This window comes from Faecalibacterium sp. OM04-11BH, from assembly GCF_003482185.1.
GTDB classification, from domain to species: Bacteria; Bacillota; Clostridia; order Oscillospirales; family Ruminococcaceae; genus Faecalibacterium; species Faecalibacterium tardum.
In genome coordinates this window covers 35,555-53,983 of record NZ_QULS01000017.1, presented here as the reverse complement: position 1 = coordinate 53,983, position 18,429 = coordinate 35,555, and the positions used below count along the sequence as shown (strand labels likewise).

The following is an 18,429-nucleotide window of genomic DNA, read 5'->3' as shown; positions in this document are numbered from 1 at the left end:
GCACAGGTGCGGCGGCAAAAGATCGGCTTTATTTTTCAGGATTTCCGCCTGTTCCCGGAGTACACGGTGCGGGATAATATTCTGATTCCGTTCTATCTGGACCATAGAGCACCGGATGAGCAAATGCTTCACAAGCTGACTGAGATCTTGGGCATTGCGGGCAAGCTGCATTCCCGCCCCGCACAGCTTTCCGGTGGACAGCAGCAGCGTGTGGCAATCGCTCGTGCACTCATCGCAAAACCCCGCATCGTTTTTGCAGACGAGCCTACTGGAAATTTGGATACGCGGACGGGCGAGGATACGATGCGGCTTCTGATGGAATGCGCTGCGGAGTTCGGGCAAACGCTTATCGTTGTTACCCACAACCCGGAAATTGCGCAGAAGGCGCAGCAAGTCATTCGGATCGAGGATGGACAGATTCTGAGAGGAGAACTGCAACATGAAAAAGGGAATTTGGATACGCAATAAAATCATCCCCTACTACTTAAAAGGAGCAAAGTTTGCATTGGCTATGTTGCTAACTGAAAAAACATTGTCGGCATCCCAGATTGCAACAGCTATTTCGGAAAAAGGAATAAAATGTGACCGAAAAGAACTTGGAAAGATGCTGGCAAGTCTGGAACGGATGGGTGTAGTCACCTTAACAGATGGAGCCTATTCGTGTAGCACCAAGAAACTGAAAAACTGTCCGGTTGCATATTCTGAGGATCAGCTGATCGATTTAATTGGCATGACGCAGAGCACCGTAAACGGCAAAGCATTTTATAGTGCAACACCGCCAATGAGCGTCAGTTCTCGTGGGAATAGCGGCGTATAAAGGAAGATCATTCAAATTGAAGATGGGCAGATTGCAGGAAAAGCTGGCGAAAAATAAAAAGGCCCCTGCCCGTCATAAGGCAGAGGAAAGCTATCTGCTCACCACCAAGCTGTACTGCGGTAAGTGCGGAGCGCTGATGTTCGGAGAAAGCGGTGTCAGCCACACCGGGAAAATGTATACCTATTACAAGTGTGCCGCCGCCAAGAAGAAAAAGACCTGCGATAAAAAGGCCGTGCGGAAACAGTGGCTGGAAGATCTGGTGGTCAACGAGACCATGAAGCTGGTGGAAGATGACGCTTCCATGAATGCCATCATTGCCAAAGTCATGGAATTGCAAAATCAGGAAAGCACAGACCTGCCCATCTACGAAAAGCAGCTGAAGGAAACGGAAGTCGGCATCACCAATATGCTGAACGCTATCCAGATGGGCATTCTGACCAGTTCAACCAAAGAGCGGCTGGAAGCTCGGGAAGAACAGCGGAAGGAGCTGCAAGCCCGCATTGCCGAGGAACGGCTTGCCAAGCCGAAGATGAAAGAGGAGTTCGTCCGGTTTTGGCTGCTTCGCTTCCGCAAGCTGGATATGACCCAGCCGGAGCAGCGACAGGCACTGGCGGATACCTTCATCAATGCCATCTATCTCTACGATGATAAGGTTCTCATTACCTTTAATTATAAGGAAGGTACAGAAACGGTCGCTTTCGGGGAAGCTGTGAAAGCGGAGAAAAGTTCGGATATGAGTGCGCGAGGTGCACCAGATATTGAACGTCAAATCGTAAGATTTGACGTTCTTTTTTGCTATGTAACCCCGAAAAATCGGGGCCTGCACGGTCAATGCACGGTTTTTGCACGGTCGGCTTTTTCGTTGGAATCCTCTGCATGGGCTGGAATTGCTTTGAAATGTGTGGTAAATTTTGCATCAGGTCAGCAGAGCCAGACGGAGCTGCGCCTTTACTTCGTGGTCTGCATTCTTCAAAAGTTCCAGCAGAGCAGTCATAGAGATGGTTGGTTCGCCTGCGGCGGGTACAGGCTGGATGCTTTCGCAATCCTCAAACCAGCTTCTCCCACAGTGCATTCAATGCGGCAGCAGTATCCGCATCCATGCCCTCGTTCAGGCGGCGAGCAGCGTACCAGAGGGTAGAGCTTTCGCTCTGCACATTGGCAAGGGTGGTGTCTTGCAGCGGCAGAGCAAAGTCTGCCACCGACAGAACGTCTCCTTCCTCCGGGTCGGTGCCGTCCAGCGTCTGGAAGCAGCCATACCGCTGCTCCATGGCGGCGGGGTCGTCCACGATAAACAGGGTGCTCTCACACAGATAAAAATCAGAGTTCAGCTTGTCCTCGCTGGACTGCATCAGCCGCTGCAGGGAGGCATCCTGCGTTTCAAAGTCCAGTGCCAGCCAGATGCCCTTTACCGTGACCTTCACCTTGCCATCGCCGTTCACGTCCCCGGCAAGGGCTTCCAGCTGGGTCTCCAGCTGGCTGAGAAAGGCAGTGTCCGGGTCGGTGCGGCTCACCACTGCCACGGTGTAGTCTGGCTGCACTTCGGTGACCCGGTTCCAGACGAAATACCCCACCGCCAGCAGGGCAGCAGCGATCAGCACCACATAATACCAGTGGTAGTGCCACCAGTTGGCACGCTGCTGCGCCGGGGTCAGGGGAGGGGGCGTTTCTTGGATCAGGTCTTCGGGTTTGATATCCCGTTCGTAGCGGTAGGATGCCATGGCTGTGTCCTCGTTTCGTCTGTTTTTCTGCATCTATCATAGCACAAATTCCCGGGCAGCGGCAGACTGCCCGGGAATTTTTCATGCTTTATTTACACCCGTGTACGCAGGCACTTGAGGTCTGTGCCGGTTACGGCGTAGGCCCCGGTGCCAGCGGGCAGGAACAGGCTCTGCCCCTTGCGGATGGGCAGGCTTTCGCCGGTGGCGGTCTCGGTCAGGGTGCCCTTGCCTTCCAGTACCAGCAGAGAGGTGAAGGAGGTCTCGTCGCAGATATCCTCAAAGCCACCCTCTACGGCATCCACCGTGAAGTAATCACACTGCGCCAGATGGCCGTGGAAGTCCTGCGCTTTCGGCGGCTCCCGGAGGGTAACATCCAGCGCCTGCGGGATGTGCAGCTGCCGGGGCTTGCCATCTGCGCCCAGACGGCTGTAGTCGTAGATGCGGTAGGTGACGTTGGAGTTCTGCTGGATCTCTGCCACCACGATGCCCTTGCGGATGGCGTGCAGCGTGCCGGAGGGGATGAAGAAGCAGTCCCCCTTGTGCACCGGCACGGCGTTCAGCACATCGGTCAGGGTGTTATCCTGAATGCGGCGTTCAAACTCCTCCTTTCTGATCTCATGGGTGAAGCCGTAGTAGAGGGAGGCACCCGGCTCTGCTTCCAGCACATACCACATCTCGGTCTTGCCGTACTGGTGCTCGTGCTCCAAAGCGTATTCATTGGAGGGGTGTACCTGAATGGACAGGTCTTTTTTGGCATCAATGAGCTTGGCAAGTACGGGGAACTCGCTGAACTTTTCGCAGTGGGTGCCAAGGCAGCCGGGATGAGTGTTGATGTACTGCTGGAAGGTGGAGCCGTCCGGCAGGTAGCTGGGGCCGTCCGGGTGGCAGGACAGCATCCACGCCTCGCTCAGGGGGTGTAATTCGCTCTGGATGCCGTACTCGGTGCGCAGCTTTTCGCCGCCCCAGAGGTAGTCTTTGCAGCTGGGAGTAAGCTGAATCGTTTTCATTTTATATACCTCGAATATGCCTGAAATTGAACACAACGATTTTTCCGAAAAAGGGTGCAAAAAGCTGCCCCGTCCATTTTTCGGCGGGAACGAGGCAGCCAGTTTGCAGGGGGTTATGCTTTCAACAGGGCAGAGGCAGCTTTGCCAAGGGTGTCGTTGATGGCATCGGCTGCTTCTTCGGTGGGAGCAACGGCAGAGAGATACACCTTGATCTTCGGCTCAGTGCCGGAGGGGCGTACCATCAGCTTGGCACCGCCCGCCAGACGGAACTCCAGCACGTTTGCCTTGGGCAGTCCGGTGCCGGCGGTGTTGTAGTCCACTACGCTTTCCACGGTCATGCCGCCGATGGCGGTGGGCGGAGTCTGGCGCAGCTGCTTCATGATGGCGTCCATGGTGTGCATTCCGCTTTCGCCCTCAAAGGCGAAGCTGTGCAGGGCGTTGCGGTAGCAGCCAAACTCGGCGTACAGCTTGTTGATGGCATCCAGCAGGGTCATGCCCTGCTTTGCGTACCATGCAGCGGCTTCGCACACCAGCAGGGTGGCGTTGACGGCGTCCTTGTCCCGGACGTGAGCGCCGGACAGGTAGCCGTAGCTCTCCTCAAAGCCAAAGATGTAGCGGTCGGCTTCACCTGCGGCTTCCAGCAGACCGATCTGCTCGCCGATGAACTTGAAGCCGGTCAGGGTGCGGCGCAGCTCCACGCCGTACTTTGCCGCCACCGGGGTGGCCATATCGGTGGAGACGATGGTGGTCACAGCCACCGGATGCTCCGGCATGGTGCCCAATGCCTTGCGGGTGCGGCAGATGTAGTCCAGCAGAATGATGCCCATCTCGTTGCCGGTGATGAGCCGGTAGCCGCCCTTGCCGTCCGGCACGGCGGTGCCGCAGCGGTCACAGTCCGGGTCGGTGCCCAGCAAAAGATCCGGGTGCACTTTGTCGCACAGCTCCAGACCCTTCTGCATGGCTTCCCGGATCTCCGGGTTCGGGTAGGGGCAGGTGGGGAAGTTGCCGTCCGGCTTTTCCTGCTCCGGTACCACGGTCACATGGGTGACGCCCAGTTTTGTCAGCAGCTTTTTCACGCATTCCAGACCGGAGCCGTTCAGCGGAGTGTACACCAGCTTCAGGTCGGCGGTGCCAGCCCCATCGCCCACACGCTGGGCATAGACGGCATCCACAAAGTCGTCCAGACATTTCTCACTGCTGTATTCGATCTTGCCCTCGGCAAGGGCTGCGTCAAAGTCCGCAGGCTGTACGGCAAAGCAGTCTACTGCTTCAATGGCGGCAAGGATCTTTGCTGCCACCTCAAGGGTGATCTGGCAGCCGTCTGCGCCGTAGACCTTGTAGCCGTTGTACTTGGCGGGGTTGTGGCTGGCGGTAACGCACACGCCTGCACCGCAGCCGTAGTACCGCACCGCCCAGCTTAGCGCCGGGGTGGGCTCCAGACGGGGGTAGATGTACGCCTTGATGCCGTTAGCAGCCAGAACAGCCGCCGTTTCTTTTGCGAACACATCGCTCTTGATGCGGCTGTCGTAGCCGATGGCCACCTTTTTGGGCAGGTCGGAGGCGTTCAGGTAGTTGGCAAGCCCCTGGGTTGCCTTGCGGATGTTGTAGACGTTCATTCGGTTGGTGCCTGCCCCGATGACACCCCGCAGACCGCCGGTGCCGAATTCCAGCTCCCGGTAAAAGCGGTCGGTGATGGCATCCTCGTTGCCTGCAATGCTGTTCAGTTCATCGGCAAGGTCGGCAGGCATCCCGGGCTGGGAAAGCCAGCGGTCATACTGCTGTTTGATTCGTTCTTCCATAGGATCACACTTTCTTCCTTCAAATAAAGACAGTTTCGGTGCAGACGATCATTGCACGCTGTCCTCCGTGTCAGGCTCTTCTTCCGGTTCCTCTTCCTTGCGCCCGGCTTTTTCCAGCTGAGCAAAGGCGGGGCGCATCAGGCTTGCCATGCCAAGGGCAGAACCTGCGCCGCCGATGAGCAGCCACAGGGGCAGCAGATAGACGAACCACGCAGGGGCGGCTTTTGCCAGCAGGGGAAACCACGCCAGAAAAGCCAGATTCCCCACAGTGGGCAGCAGGTTTGCAAGGGTCATGCGGCCGCCGTCCGCCAGCACCGGCAGAACGCCGGGATAGGTGAACCGTGCCAGCAGGGCAAAGCCCCAGCTGCCGCAGCAGCCCGCCAGCACCAGCAGCAGAAAGGACGCTGCCGCCAGAATGCCGGTGCTGGGGGTGTCCTGTGCGGTGGCGGTGCGCAGCCCGGTGAGGGCGGCAAAGCCTGCCAGCAAAAGCACCAGCCACAGGGCAGTAGATTGCTTAAAATCCCGCTTGAACGCCTTGAAAAAGTCGGTATGGACGGTGTAGTCCTCCTTTGCCGCCATCTTGTTCACCACCGTGAACAGCCCCAGGGTGGAGGCTCCGGCGGTGACGATGGGCAAACAGCACACCAGCCACAGAAGGTTGGCAAAAAGCAGATCGCCGATCTTCCCCATAGTGCGGTAGAAGGGGCTGTCGATGTTGGTCTTTTTCATGGCGTTTCCTTTCGGGCGGAGGGCTCAGAGGGGCGGTTTACTCGCCGATGCTCTTGAGGTACTCCAGATTTTTGTCGATGAGGGCGCACCGCTGCTTTACGCAGTCCACACTGCGCAGCGGGTCGGCGGGGGTGTTGAAGGCGAAGTCCAGCAGCTTGTCAATGGTGGTAGAAGCTACATGGAGACGGGTATCGCTGGCTGCATAATAAATATACACGCTTCCGTCATCGTCTGCAATGGCACCGTTGGTGAACACCACGTTGGAAACGTCGCCCACACGCTCCCAATCCCGGGGAGCGATCAGGAAGCCGGAGGGCTCCGCGATCACCTTGCTGGGGTCGTCCAGTGCGGTGACGAACACATAGATGACGTACCGCAGCCCGGCGGCGGTATTCCGCACGCCGTGGGCAATGTGCAGCCAGCCCTTTTCGGTCTTGATGGGGGTGGCACCCTCGCCGTTCTTTGCCTCGGTGATGGTGTGGTAGCGGCGGGGGCTGGTGATGATCTCCTCGTCAATGACGGCGTGGGTGATGTCCTCGCACAGACCAAAGCCTACGCCGCCGCCGGAACCGGTGTCGATGAAATCATCCATGGGGCGGGTGTAGAAGGCGTACTTGCCGTTGACGAACTCCGGCAGCAGATCCACATTGCGCTGCTGGGGGCTGCGCTTGGTGACAAGGTTCGGCAGACGCTCCCAAGTCTTGAGGTCTTTGGTGCGGACGATGCCTGCGGCAGCCACGGCAGCGGACAGGTCATTCACGCTGTTGTCCTTGCTCTCGGAGCAGAACACGCCGTAGATCCAGCCGTCCTCGTGCTGGGTCAGGCGCATATCGTAGACGTTGGTCTCCTCCGGGCAGGTGTCCGGCAGCAGGATGGGCTTTTCCCAGAAGTGGAAGCCCTCCACCGGGCTGTCACTTTCTGCCACGCCAAAGAAGCTCTTGCGGTCGTTGCCCTCGATGCGTGCCACAAGGTAATACTTGCCGTTCAGCTTGATGGCACCGGAGTTGAACACGGCGTTCACGCCCAGACGCTCCATAAAGTTGGGGTTCGTCTCCGGGTTGAGATCGAACCGCCACGAAAGGGGAATGCTCTCACGGGTCAGCACCGGGTTTTCCCACCGGTCATAGATGCCGTTGTAGAAATCGGTCTTTTTGTTTTTGCGGGCCAGGTAGGCATCCTGCAAAGCCTTCTGGCGCAGGTATTCGGGGTGGAGTTTAGACTGTGACATCGGGGTTCCTCCTTATCAGTTCCATGCACATTCTGCCGTTGTGGTAGGGGCACTTCCACGGCTCAAGGATGGGTTTGCGGCTGGACGGTTTTCCGTCTGCGTCCACCTCCCAGAACCATTCACTGCCGGGGCGTTTGTCTACCATCACGTTGCAGATGTAGTGGTAAATATCGGCGGCGGCATCGCGGTATTTTGCATCGCCGCTCTTGTTGTATTCGTTCACGAAGCCCAGTACGCTTTCGGCCTGCACCCACCACACACGGGTGGTGTTCACCTTGCCCCGGTCGCACTCGTTGACCACCGAGTGGTCAATGTAAGCTTCCTTGTAGATGTGGGCGGCAAGGTCGGAGTTGATGGCGTGGATGTGCTTGGAAAGCGCTGCATCGCCCAGTAAATCGCAGCCCCAGTCGATGAGCCAGCTGGACTCGATATCGTGGCCGTAGCTGTACAAATCGATGATGGAGTTGTAGTGCTGGTCAAAGAACACCAGCTGCCGGTGCAGTTCCGGGCTGTAAATCTTGTGCTCGTAGATATCAAGGATACGGCGCAGGGCTTTTTCCACCTCCGGGTCACGGCTTGCCTGATAAAGCCCGGCGTATCCCTCGAACACATGGAGCAGGGTGTTCATGGTCTTTGCCGCCATGACACCGTTTTCGGAGAGCTTTTCGTTGCTCTCCGGCTTCCAGTCGATGGTAAAGGCCTCCAGATAGCCCTCGCTGTCGGTGCAGTGCTGCTCGATGAGATGAAAGATCTTTTTTGCGTAGGTCAGCGCAACGGGGTCTTTGGTCAGCCGGTAGTAAGCGGAAAGGGCATAGATGGCAAAGCCCTGATTGTAGGTGTGCTTGGTGGTGTCCTGCGGCTTGCCGGTGTAATCGCAGCTCCAGTACACGCCGCCGTTTGCCTCGTCGTAGCAGTTTTTCAGGAAGAACTGGTAGGCGTGGCGGGCATCCTCGGCAAGGTCTGCCCGGCCGGTCAGCATGGCCGCCTCGGAGAAGAACCACAGAATGCGGCTGTTCAGGATGCAGCCCTTTTCGGCTTTTTTATCCAGCTTCAGGTCAAAATCCATGTAGCCGTAAAAGCCGCCGTTTTCCTCGTCCCGCAGCCCTTTCCAGAAGGGAATGATGGTTTGCAGCAGCATTTCTTCTGCTGCCTGTTTGATGGAAGACATAATACAGAACTTCCTTTCTGTACAAAGTAAAACCCTCTCGGTCACGGCTTGCGCCGTGCCAGCGCCCGGTAGGGGACGTAAAATCTCTTTTTGCAGAGATGGCGATGCGAAAGCATTGACAGAGAGGGTTACGCTTGACGCTTAGCGGATGCCCACCTCGTGGTCGGTGGGGCCTGCGTTATCGTGGGTCTTGATGTAATCCACCACCTCGTCTACGGTGGTGAAGGCCAGACCGACATAGCTGTCGGCGCAGCCATAGTACAGAGCGATGCGGCCGGTGTCGGCATCCTGCAAGGTGGCGCAGGGGAAGCAGACGTTGGGCACGAAGCCACGCTCCTCATACCACTTTTCCGGGGTCAGCAGGAAGTTGCCGCAGCGGTACAGTACCTTGCTGGGTTCGTCCTTATCCAGAATGGCACCGCCGATGGAGTAGACGAAGCCATTGCAGGTGCCGGTAACGCCGTGGTAGAACAGCAGCCAGCCCTCGCTGGTTTCAATGGGGGCAGCACCGCCGCCGATCTTCACGCTCTCCCACCAGTTGGAGCCCTTGCTCATTACATGGCGGTGACGACCCCAGAACTCCATATCCGGGCTCTGGCTCAGGAAGATGTCACCAAAGGGGGTGTGGCCGCTGTCAGACGGGCGGCTCAGCAGGGTGTACAGGCCGTTGATCTTGCGGGGGAACAGCACGGCGTTGCGGTTGAAGGGGATAAAGGGGTTCTCGATGCGGACAAAGGTCTTGAAGTCGGTGGTCTTGGCGATGCCGATGGACGCACCGTAGAAGTCCTGACACCAGATGATATAGTAGGTGTCCTCCACCTTCACAAGACGGGGATCGTAGGCGTACACCGGCATAAACGGCTCGCCCTTTTCGTTGACGAAGGGGATCTTGTCCTTGTCAAAGTTCCAGTGGATGCCGTCCTCGCTGCGTCCCAGATAGATGTAGGGGATGCCGTCGATCTGCTCGCCACGGAACACGCCGATGAACTTGCCCTCGTAGGGCACCACGGCACTGTTGAAGATGCGTGCCACCCCTTCCACAGGGTTGCGGTCGATGATGGGGTTCTCATTGTACCGCCACACCGGGGCGGTAACATCGGCAGGCTTTTCCTGCCAGGGGATGTTGGGCAGTGCATCGCAGAACATTTTTACGTTGCTCATAAGATAAACTCCTGTAATAGAAGATTGTTTGTTTTCCTTCTGCTGTATTCTCCCGGCTCCTGCACAGAAACCGGGAGAAGCAGCAGATGATGAAGGAAAAATGTGGATGTCGCAATTTTAGCCCTTCACAGCACCGGCAGCCATGCCGCTGTAGATCTGATCCTGACACAGCAGGAACACGATAAGGGCGGGGATGATGGTGATGATGACACCGGCGCAGATGTAGTTGTACTGGTTGCCCATGGGGCCGGAGAACACATACAGCGAGGTAGCAACCACCTGATACTTGGTCTTATCCTGCAGATACAGGTTTGCCATGTAGTATTCGTTGTAGGTGGACACACCCTTCAGGATGGCGCTGGTGACGATGGCGGGCTTCAGCAGGGGCAGCAGGATCTTGAAGAACACACCAAAGTAGGTGCAGCCATCCAGAATGGCGCTTTCGTCCAGCGTGGGAGAAAGGTTCTCGAAGAACTGCAAAAAGATATAGATGGTGATAACGTCTGTGCCCATCATCAGGATGATGTAGCCGGGCATGGAGTTTACCAGATGCAGAGCAGTCATGATCTGGTACACCGTGACCTGGGAGGCGATGCCGGGGATCAGGGTGGCAATGGTGAACAGGTTGCGGATCAGCTTATTGCCGGGGAACTTGAACCGGTTCAGCACATAAGCCAGCATGGCGCTGATCATAATGCTGCCTGCCAGCACGCAGATCAGGATAATAAAGCTGTTGAGGAACGCCTTGCCCATGTTGGCCTTGTTCCATGCGATGATGAAGTTATCGAAGTTCAAAAAGTTCTTGGGCAGGGTGATGACGTTGGTGCTGGCATACTCTTCCTCCGTCTTAAAGGCGGTGAAGATACAGGACACGATGGGCACCAGTGCCACGAAAGCGGCAAAGATCAGCAGCACATACTTGCAGATATTGATGAGGATGCGCTTCATTTTGATTGCGTTCATACGTTCTGCCTCACTTTCACTTGGTTACGCCGCTGCTGCGGTTTTCCAGCCATTTTTCCACAGCCTTCTGGGCGTAGGTGACGATCACGATGAGCAGCAGCAGAACCACAGCCATGGCGGATGCAAGACCCACCTTCTGGTCGGTATGGGCGATCTTGTCCATGACCACGAAGTAGGTGGAGGTGTTGAAGCCGCCGCCGGTGACAACATAGGGCATCTCGAAGGCGGACAGTGCGCCGGACACCGAGATGATGAGGTTCAGCACCACGATGGTGCTGATGGAGGGCAGGATGATGTCTTTGAAGCGGTGCCATGCGTTGGCACCGTCGATCTCAGCAGCCTCGTACAGAACGGGGTCCACGGAAGCGATAGCACCGATGAACATGACGATGTTCTGGCCGATGTATTTCCAGATAGAGCAGGCCACCAGCACGACGTTGTTGATGGACTCATCCCGGAGCCAGAAGGGCAGCTTATCCACGTTGAAGCCCACCCAGCTCAGCAGGGTATCCAGCACAAAGCCGTGGGTGAAGAAGAACTTGAAGATGAAGCCCACCGAGATGCCGCAGATGAGGCAAGGAAAGTACAGTGCACCACGGAAGAACTTGCTGCCCTTGCACTTGAAGCTCAGGATGGTGGCAAACAGCAGCGCCAGCGCCATCTGCACCACCGAACCTACCATGTAGTAAAGGCTCAGGCTCAGAGCATGGAAGCAGTCTTTGCGGGTAAAGACCGAGATGTAGTTCTGCAGACCCACAAAGGTACGTCTGCCGATGTACTTCATTTTGAAGAAGCTGAACTCCACCATTTTGAAGAAGGGCAGATAGGTGAACATGAACAGCAGTACCAGCGGAACGAACAGGAACACCAGCGTGACGATGAGCTGCTGCCCGCGCATACTGTGAAAGTATTCGCTGAAGCTCTTGCGCTTTTTAGGCGCGGATACGGTTGCGGAAGATGCCATGTAAAAGACCTCCTTTCACCAAAAGCAGGGCGGACATGGGCCCGCCCTGCTGATTTATAACGATAGATCGCTTACTGCGGTGCGCAGGCATCCACAGCTGCGTCCCATGCAGCGTTCCAGTCGGCTACGATGTCGTCCAGAGTCTCGTCGCCGTTGATGCCAGCCTCCACCACACGCATGACGTGGGTCTGGTCGGCATTCAGCATCAGCTCAGCCTCCTGCTGCACCTCGGTGGCAAGGTCTGCCAGCTCTGCGGGGGCGGGAGCATCCTCGACTAGGTCGATGCCGTCAAATGCCTTCAGGGTATCGGGGTATTCCTGGCTCTTCAGCACCGGCACACCGCCCTGATCATAAGCAAAGTTGGAGCTTTCGGTCAGCCACTTGATGTAGAGCATGGCAGCCAGCTTTTTGTCATCGGTGGTGTTCTTGTTCACACCGTAGCAGTAGTCTGCACCTGCGCTGGCGTACTGGGTACCCTTGACGGTGATGGGGAACGGCATATAGCCAATGTCGTCGGCGTGGTCACCGGCGGCCTGCATCTGCACGATGGCCCAGCTGCCCAGAACCATGGCACCGATCTGGCCGTTATTGATGCGGGGCTTGGAGCCCTCCCAGTCGGTGGTGGTGGGGTCGGCCTCGGTCAGGCCGCGCTTCACTGCTTCGTACAGGATGTAGTACACAGCGTAGGGACCCATATCGTCCGCACCCAGAATGCCCTTCTGGAACGGATCCTTGGTCTGGGGCATGGTAATGTTCATCCAGTTCGGGTCGCCGGTTGCGCCGCCGCTGGTGTAAGCATCCCATGCGGTCATGGTCCAGCCGGCGGCGTAGTTGGTGTACAGGGGATCAATGGAAGGATCGTAGTCCTTGATCTTCTGCAGGTCATCCAGGAACTCGTCCGGGGTCTTGGGCAGGGTGGTGATGCCGGCAGCCTCAAAGACCTTCTTGTTGTAGACGATGCCCTGTGCATTGCCGGTGGAGGGGATGCCGTACACGCTGCCGTTATAAGCGCGGTTGGAAGCGAAGTTGTAATCGTTCTCAATGTCGCTCAGTGCGCACAGAGGCTCAAAGTAGTCGCCCAACTCGGTCAGGGGGATGTTGGTGGGGATCATGCACAGATCACCCCAGTCGTTGGAAGTCAGACGGGTGGTCATGTCGGTGGCATAGTCGGTGATGCCCTCGTACTTGATGGTGATGTTGGGATACAGCTTCTGGAATGCGGCAACGTAGCCGTCAAAGGTGCCGTCCTCGATGAGGTCGGTGCGGTGGCTGACGAACTTCAGATCGGCCTTCAGGTCGGTGTTGTCGGTGCCGACGGTCAGCTCGTTGTAAGCCTTTGCACCGTCTGCGCTGGCAGCGGAACCGGCGGTGCTGCCGGTGGAGCCGGCGGTAGAAGTGCTGCTGCCGCCGCAGGCGGCAAGAGCAGAGGCTGCGGCCAACACACCAGTGACCTTCAGGAAGTTACGGCGATTGATCTTACGCATAGGAATGTCCTCCTTCTTTATGTGGAACCTTTTTCTGATTTGCGAAAGCTTCCGTTAGCTTGATTTAGCTAATTGATAACTCTCGCTTCCCGTGATTTGAGTATAGTCTTTTCACAGCGCACTGTCAATATCACCCAAAAGATTCGGTGTTTTGGTGGCAATTCGGCGATTTTCTTGTGAAAACTGACCTGCAAATCCGGGATACAACACGAAAATTAAACTTAAAATGTTTTATTAGCTAACAAAATAGAGAAAATTAGCCTAAATAATGGCTAGCTTGAAGGTTTTTCAAAGGTCTTTATTGACGAAACTACCGAAAACTGTTATGCTAGTTATAAAGTTAATCGGAATTTTATTTACCTCATAACCAAATCAAGAAGAAAGCTGGTCAGGAACATGGCAAAAGCAGTACGCATGGCGGACATTGCACAGCGGCTGGGCATCAGCACCGTTTCCGTTTCCAAGGGTTTGGCAGGGAAGGAGGGCGTAAGCGCCGAGATGCGTGCCAAGATCGTTGCCACCGCTGAGGAGATGGGCTACCAGCCCCCCGCCCGGACCAACGCCCACCCCGGCGGTGAGAGCATCGGCATTCTGGTGGCAGACCGCTTTTTCAACGAGAATGCCTTTTATTCCAATCTGTACCGTGCCGTGTTGAAAGCTGCCACCGAGCAGGACATCTCGGTTCTGATGGAGATCGTTCTGCCGCAGGCAGAAAAAAGCTGCAATATGCCCACCTTCCTTGTAAACCGGAAAGTGGACGGCCTGATTTTTATGGGCGAGATCAGCCGCCGCTACCTTGCTACGGCGGTGCAGACCGGCGTGCCCTTTATGCTGCTGGACTTCTACGACGATGCTATTGCCGCCGACTGCGTGCTCAGCGACAACACCAGCGGCAGCTACACGATGACCGAGCACCTTATCTCCACCGGGCGGCGGAACATCGGTTTTGTTGGCAGCGTGCTGTCCACCAGTTCCATCATGGACCGGTATCTGGGCTATGTCAAGGCGATGCTCCGTGCCGGTCTGCCCATCCGGGACGACTGGCGGCTGGAGGACCGGGATGATCAGGGCAAGTTCATGCCGTTCTCTCTGCCCCACGAAATGCCGGACGCCTTTGTCTGCAACTGCGATGCGGTGGCCTATAATCTGGTGGAGACCCTCAAGCGCAACGGCTACCGGGTGCCGCAGGATGTGGCAGTGACCGGCTACGACGACTACCGCTATTCCACTATTTGCAGCCCCCAGCTCACCAGCTACCGGGTGGACTTGGACGGCATGGCAAAAACGGTGGTGGCGCAGCTGCGCCGCAAAATGGCGCATAAGCCTGCCATTGCTCCCACCGTCATCGTGCCCGGCGGCTTTGTAAGAAGAGAATCTACCTGATAAAAAAGGGCTGATGCACGAAGGTTTGTGCATCAGCCCCTTTAGCGGAAAATAGAGTTTATATTGGGGATGCCGGAGCGTCTGCGGACGCTCCGGCATCCCGTTTTCATTTTTACAGGATCGTTCTCAGAAAGGCGGTCAGGACGTTTGCCGCCTGCCGGTGGTTCTCTGCGCCGGGGTGCTGCCGGGCACCCACGGTTTCCGGCGTGGTATTGGGCAGCTCCAGCAGATAGACAGAGCTGTCTCCGGTAATGGCCTTGTACTGCTCCATGCCCTGCCGCAATACCGGCAGCAGCTCGCTGCCCAGCATCCCGATGCACCACACCAGCTTTGCCCCGGGGTTCTTCGCCCGGAGCAGCGTCAGAAAATGCTGTACACCATTTGCCACTTTTTGGGCGTCCGCAGGGTGGAAGTCCCCATTGGAGAGCCGCCGCAGCTGGTGGGGCTTGCCGGTGGCAGGGTCTTGCCACGGCGGGTTATCAAATGCGCCCGTGTCGTTGGTGCCCAGGTTGACGATAACAGCATCCGGTTTCCATGCAGCAAAATTGTTTTCCTGCTGTGCGCCAAGGGCGGCATTGCGCTGCCCCATAGCTACACCGCACACCTGCGTATAGTAGGGCGGCATCACATGGCGCACGTCGTTGTCCCAGCCGGTCACGAGGCCCCAGCCACTTTGCGAGATGCAGCGGTATTCGGCTCCCAGTGCATCGGCGGTCAGGCGGCCGTAGTGGTTCTCCGCAGAGAAAAAGGCTCCCACCCAGTCCTCCTCCGGCTTGGCTCCGATGGCGCCCTCGCCGCTGGTGATGCTGTCGCCCACAAACTCCAGTCGATACTGCGGCTCCGGCAGGGGCAGAAATTCGCCGCCTGCATATTCCAGCCCGGTGATCTGCAACAGATGCGCCGGGTCATCATGCATGGCCTGCACATCCTTTAGCAGCCGGAGGTGCTTTGCCTTGCCCGGTGTCATGCCCCGGAACAGGCACACCCGGCTTTTGCCGGGGTTCACGGCAAACCGTGCCACCCATGCGCCGTTCAGCTCTACGCTGACCCACGGCTCTACCATCTCATAGTCGGCGAAAAGATCCACCCATAGTTCGCTGCCGGTAAATTCCAGCTCCATGCCGCTGGCTGTCCAGAACAGGGTCAGCGGGTCACGCCCGGCGTGCCGTCCCAGCGCCCGCACCTGCGGCAGTTGGGCCAGCGTCGCAGTTGTAAGTTGCTCCATTTTCTGTTCCTCCCCTTGGTTTTTTGCCTGAAGCATAGCAGATTCTACCCAAAATCGCAAGCTAAATCTGTAAGCTAATAAAAACCTAAAATTTAGTTTAGCCTTTGCACTTCCCGGTGCAGGGGCTTTTTTCGGGTCAGGTTGACCAGTGCTTTGACCCTCTCCTTGTACCATACGCTGAAAATGAAGCGGCATATTGACGGAACTTCCAAAACTGTCTTATACTTGTTGTGCAATCTGACGTTGATTTTTGAGAAAACGAGGAAGATGTCATGGAGCTGGAACATAACTTTTACGGGGTGAATTTTGCACCCTTTCCCCGACGGGGCGTGTTGAGCAGCGAGACTGCCCAACGCAGTATGGCAGCCATGGTGGAAGCCACCGCCGCCAACTGGGTCATCCTGTCGCCCTCTGGAATACAGTCTGACCCTTATAGTGAGGAGATCAACTGGAACACCGATGCCACCCCCACAGACGAGGAGCTGTGCGGTGCCATCCGCTTTGCCAAGCAGTTGGGCTTGCAGGTGGCGCTGAAGCCCACCGTCAACTGTGCCAACGGCGTGTGGCGGGCGCGCATCAGCTTTTTTGACCACGATGTGCCCTGCGAGACCCAGTGGAGCGGATGGTTTGCCAACTACACCGCCTTCCAGACCCACTACGCGGCTCTTGCCGAAGCCGAAGGCTGTGGGCTGTTCCTGACCGGTTGCGAAATGACCATGACCGAGCACCGGGAAACAGAGTGGCGCGCCCTCATTGCCGCTGTGCGGCAGCAGTACCACGGCCCGGTGAGCTATAACTGCGATAAATACGGCGAGGACCATGTGAACTGGTGGGATGCCGTGGACTGCATCGCCTCCAGCGGCTACTACCCCCTGAAGGACTGGGAAAACCAGCTGGATCGCATCGAGGCGGTGAGCCAAAAATACAAAAAGCCCGTCCTCTTCAGCGAGGCAGGCTGCATGAACATCACCGGTTCTTCTGCTGTGCCCAACAACTGGGAGCTGAAGGGAACACGGAATGATCTGGAGCAGGCAGATTGGTATGAGGCAATGTTTTCCGCCTGCGCCAAGCGTCCGTGGGTCATGGGCTTTGGCGTGTGGGACTGGCCTGCCGACACCAGAGCAGTCAGTGCCTACGCCGTGTCCGGCCGTCCGGCGGCAAAAATTATCCATAGCGCATATCAGGGAGGAGTTTTAGAATGAATACGTCCAATTTTGCTCGCTTGAAAGAACTGTTCCGCCGTGCCGCAGCAGGGCAGGAGTTGACCATTGCCTTTTTGGGCGGTTCCATCACGCAGGGCAGCCTTTCCACCCAGCCCGGTAATGCCTACGCTTTCCGGGTGTACCAGTGGTTCGTGGATACCTTTCCGCAGTCGAAGTTCTACTATGTCAACGGCGGCATCGGCGGCACCAGCTCCCACTATGGCGTTGCCCGTGCCGTGACCGATGTGCTGATGTACCAGCCGGATTTTGTGGCGGTGGATTTCAGCGTCAACGATCTGGAAGTCCCCTTCCGGCAGGAGACTTACGAGGGCGTTGTCCGCAAGCTGCTGACATGGCCCTCTCACCCGGCGGTGGTGCTGCTGAACAACATTTACTATGATACCGGCGAGACGTCACAGGACGAGCACAACGCCGTGGGCGACCACTACGGTGTGCCCCACGTCAGCATCCGGGACAGCGTTTACAAGGATCTGCGTGCCGGTAAGTATGCCAGCCGCACCCTGCTCAGCCCTGATGGGCTGCACCCCAACGATTACGGCCACGGTCTGGTGGCAGGGGAGATCATCAAGCTGTTGGAGGCAGTCAACGCCCACCGGGAAGAACCAGAGCAGGAGCCTGCCTTCCCGGCACCGCTCACCGCCAACGCCTACGAGAACGCCCGGCGGCTGACCATCCGGGAGCTCTCCCCCAAGCTGGAGGGTTTCCGGGCAGACCCGGAGGAAAAGCTGGGGCATCTGGACCACTGGAAAAACGGCTGGATCGGCCAGAAGCCCGGGGATAAGATCACCTTTGAAGTGGATGCCTCCTGCATTGCAGTGCAGTACCGCAAGACCATCCGCCGTCCGGCGCTGCGGGCACAGCTGGTGCTGGACGGTGACACCGCCCACGCCGCTGTGCTGGACGGCAACTTCGATGAGGATTGGGGCGACTGCCTGTATCTTCAGCCCATCCTCCACCATGGCGAGCAGAAGACCCATACCGTGGAGATCACCATTCTGCCCACAGAAGATGAAGCTCCCACGGAGTTCTACCTCATGGCTCTGATCACGGCGTGAGGTAGAATGCCCCTCCTGGACTTGATTTTTGGTGTGTGACCACGCAAACCAATGCCATCAAGTCGGTGGGGGAGAGGGTAATTTTGTTTGTCGGAGAGTAAGTGCACGGTTTCTGCACGGATTTTGCACGGTTTCAAACCGTGCAGAGGGTGCTTTTCGCTGCAAAAACCGAACTTTTTTCCGATAGGAGAAAGGTTCGGTTTTTTTTATATTCTTTGGAAAACAGAATGAATTCCTTGCTTCCATCGAAAAACGTCCTAGACCTTATCATAAGAAAGCACGACAGACCACTGTGAGAGTGCCGTAAGGCGGAAAGGACACAAACATGAAGTACGATGAAAGAGCCTGCGTCCACAAGGATGATATGGCAGACATCCTGCAAAAGATGATGGAACAGCAGGAGTTTCCATAAAAACAAAAACAGGGTGCGCCCCTGAATAGGACGCACCCTGCCATCGCAATTCACGATTTGATTTGTTGGCAACAACCGTGAATTGCATAAAGA

General features: G+C 56.9%; 16 protein-coding genes and 1 pseudogene. 6 read left to right on the top strand and 11 right to left on the bottom strand.

Annotated elements, in window-relative coordinates:
• The 3 genes and pseudogenes from DXB44_RS12650 to DXB44_RS14825 form a co-directional block, all read left to right on the top strand.
• On the top strand, nt 1-468 hold a 468-nt coding region (locus DXB44_RS12650), incomplete at its 5' end, for an ATP-binding cassette domain-containing protein (RefSeq protein WP_118658957.1).
• Complete coding sequence (locus DXB44_RS12645; protein WP_118658956.1) at nt 440-817, top strand: hypothetical protein; 378 nt, start codon at nt 440-442, stop codon at nt 815-817. The genes DXB44_RS12650 and DXB44_RS12645, both read left to right, overlap by 29 nt.
• 31 nt (nt 818-848) lie before the next feature.
• Nucleotides 849-1,955: pseudogene (locus DXB44_RS14825) on the top strand (recombinase zinc beta ribbon domain-containing protein); the annotation flags it as partial.
• On the opposite strand, the gene DXB44_RS12635 reads toward DXB44_RS14825, so the two are convergent.
• The 10 genes from DXB44_RS12635 to DXB44_RS12590 all read right to left on the bottom strand — a co-directional run bounded on the left by DXB44_RS12635 (nt 1,864) and on the right by DXB44_RS12590 (nt 13,038).
• The gene (locus DXB44_RS12635) at nt 1,864-2,535 is read right to left on the bottom strand and encodes a hypothetical protein (protein WP_242852926.1); all 672 of its coding nucleotides are present in this window, start codon (nt 2,533-2,535) and stop codon (nt 1,864-1,866) included. The pseudogene DXB44_RS14825 and the gene DXB44_RS12635 overlap by 92 nt on opposite strands.
• A gap of 92 nt (nt 2,536-2,627) precedes the next feature.
• On the bottom strand, nt 2,628-3,542 hold the full coding sequence (locus DXB44_RS12630) for a type I phosphomannose isomerase catalytic subunit (RefSeq protein ID WP_118658955.1): 915 nt from the start codon (nt 3,540-3,542) through the stop codon (nt 2,628-2,630).
• Between the two features lie 113 nt (nt 3,543-3,655).
• On the bottom strand, nt 3,656-5,341 hold the full coding sequence (locus tag DXB44_RS12625; RefSeq protein ID WP_118658954.1) for a phospho-sugar mutase: 1,686 nt from the start codon (nt 5,339-5,341) through the stop codon (nt 3,656-3,658).
• Nucleotides 5,342-5,389: 48 nt separating this feature from the next.
• Entirely contained in the window at nt 5,390-6,070 is a 681-nt protein-coding gene (locus DXB44_RS12620) for a YesL family protein (RefSeq protein WP_118658953.1), read from the bottom strand.
• 37 nt (nt 6,071-6,107) lie between these two features.
• The gene (locus tag DXB44_RS12615) at nt 6,108-7,298 is read right to left on the bottom strand and encodes a glycosidase (protein ID WP_118658952.1); all 1,191 of its coding nucleotides are present in this window, start codon (nt 7,296-7,298) and stop codon (nt 6,108-6,110) included.
• The gene (locus DXB44_RS12610; protein ID WP_118658951.1) at nt 7,285-8,466 is read right to left on the bottom strand and encodes an AGE family epimerase/isomerase; all 1,182 of its coding nucleotides are present in this window, start codon (nt 8,464-8,466) and stop codon (nt 7,285-7,287) included. The genes DXB44_RS12615 and DXB44_RS12610 overlap by 14 nt, the downstream gene beginning before the upstream one ends.
• A gap of 141 nt (nt 8,467-8,607) precedes the next feature.
• Nucleotides 8,608-9,627, bottom strand: coding sequence for a glycoside hydrolase family 130 protein (locus DXB44_RS12605; protein ID WP_015537563.1), 1,020 nt, complete (start codon nt 9,625-9,627; stop codon nt 8,608-8,610).
• A 117-nt stretch (nt 9,628-9,744) separates the two neighbouring features.
• Nucleotides 9,745-10,590 (bottom strand): carbohydrate ABC transporter permease, encoded by an 846-nt coding sequence (locus DXB44_RS12600; protein ID WP_118658950.1) that lies wholly within the window; start codon nt 10,588-10,590, stop codon nt 9,745-9,747.
• A gap of 16 nt (nt 10,591-10,606) precedes the next feature.
• On the bottom strand, nt 10,607-11,554 hold the full coding sequence (locus DXB44_RS12595) for a sugar ABC transporter permease (protein WP_005922707.1): 948 nt from the start codon (nt 11,552-11,554) through the stop codon (nt 10,607-10,609).
• Between the two features lie 71 nt (nt 11,555-11,625).
• Nucleotides 11,626-13,038, bottom strand: a complete 1,413-nt coding sequence (locus DXB44_RS12590) for an ABC transporter substrate-binding protein (protein WP_118658949.1) — start codon at nt 13,036-13,038, stop codon at nt 11,626-11,628.
• Nucleotides 13,039-13,434: 396 nt separating this feature from the next.
• On the opposite strand from DXB44_RS12590, the gene DXB44_RS12585 reads away from it, so the two are divergent.
• Complete coding sequence (locus DXB44_RS12585) at nt 13,435-14,421, top strand: LacI family DNA-binding transcriptional regulator (protein ID WP_118658948.1); 987 nt, start codon at nt 13,435-13,437, stop codon at nt 14,419-14,421.
• Between the two features lie 112 nt (nt 14,422-14,533).
• Here DXB44_RS12585 and DXB44_RS12580 read toward each other — a convergent pair whose 3' ends face one another.
• Entirely contained in the window at nt 14,534-15,646 is a 1,113-nt protein-coding gene (locus DXB44_RS12580) for an SGNH/GDSL hydrolase family protein (RefSeq protein ID WP_118658947.1), read from the bottom strand.
• Between the two features lie 272 nt (nt 15,647-15,918).
• On the opposite strand from DXB44_RS12580, the gene DXB44_RS12570 reads away from it, so the two are divergent.
• Complete coding sequence (locus tag DXB44_RS12570; protein ID WP_118658945.1) at nt 15,919-16,848, top strand: 1,4-beta-xylanase; 930 nt, start codon at nt 15,919-15,921, stop codon at nt 16,846-16,848.
• Complete coding sequence (locus DXB44_RS12565) at nt 16,845-17,924, top strand: SGNH/GDSL hydrolase family protein (protein WP_118658944.1); 1,080 nt, start codon at nt 16,845-16,847, stop codon at nt 17,922-17,924. The genes DXB44_RS12570 and DXB44_RS12565 overlap by 4 nt, the downstream gene beginning before the upstream one ends.
• Nucleotides 17,925-18,429: the final 505 nt, after the last annotated feature.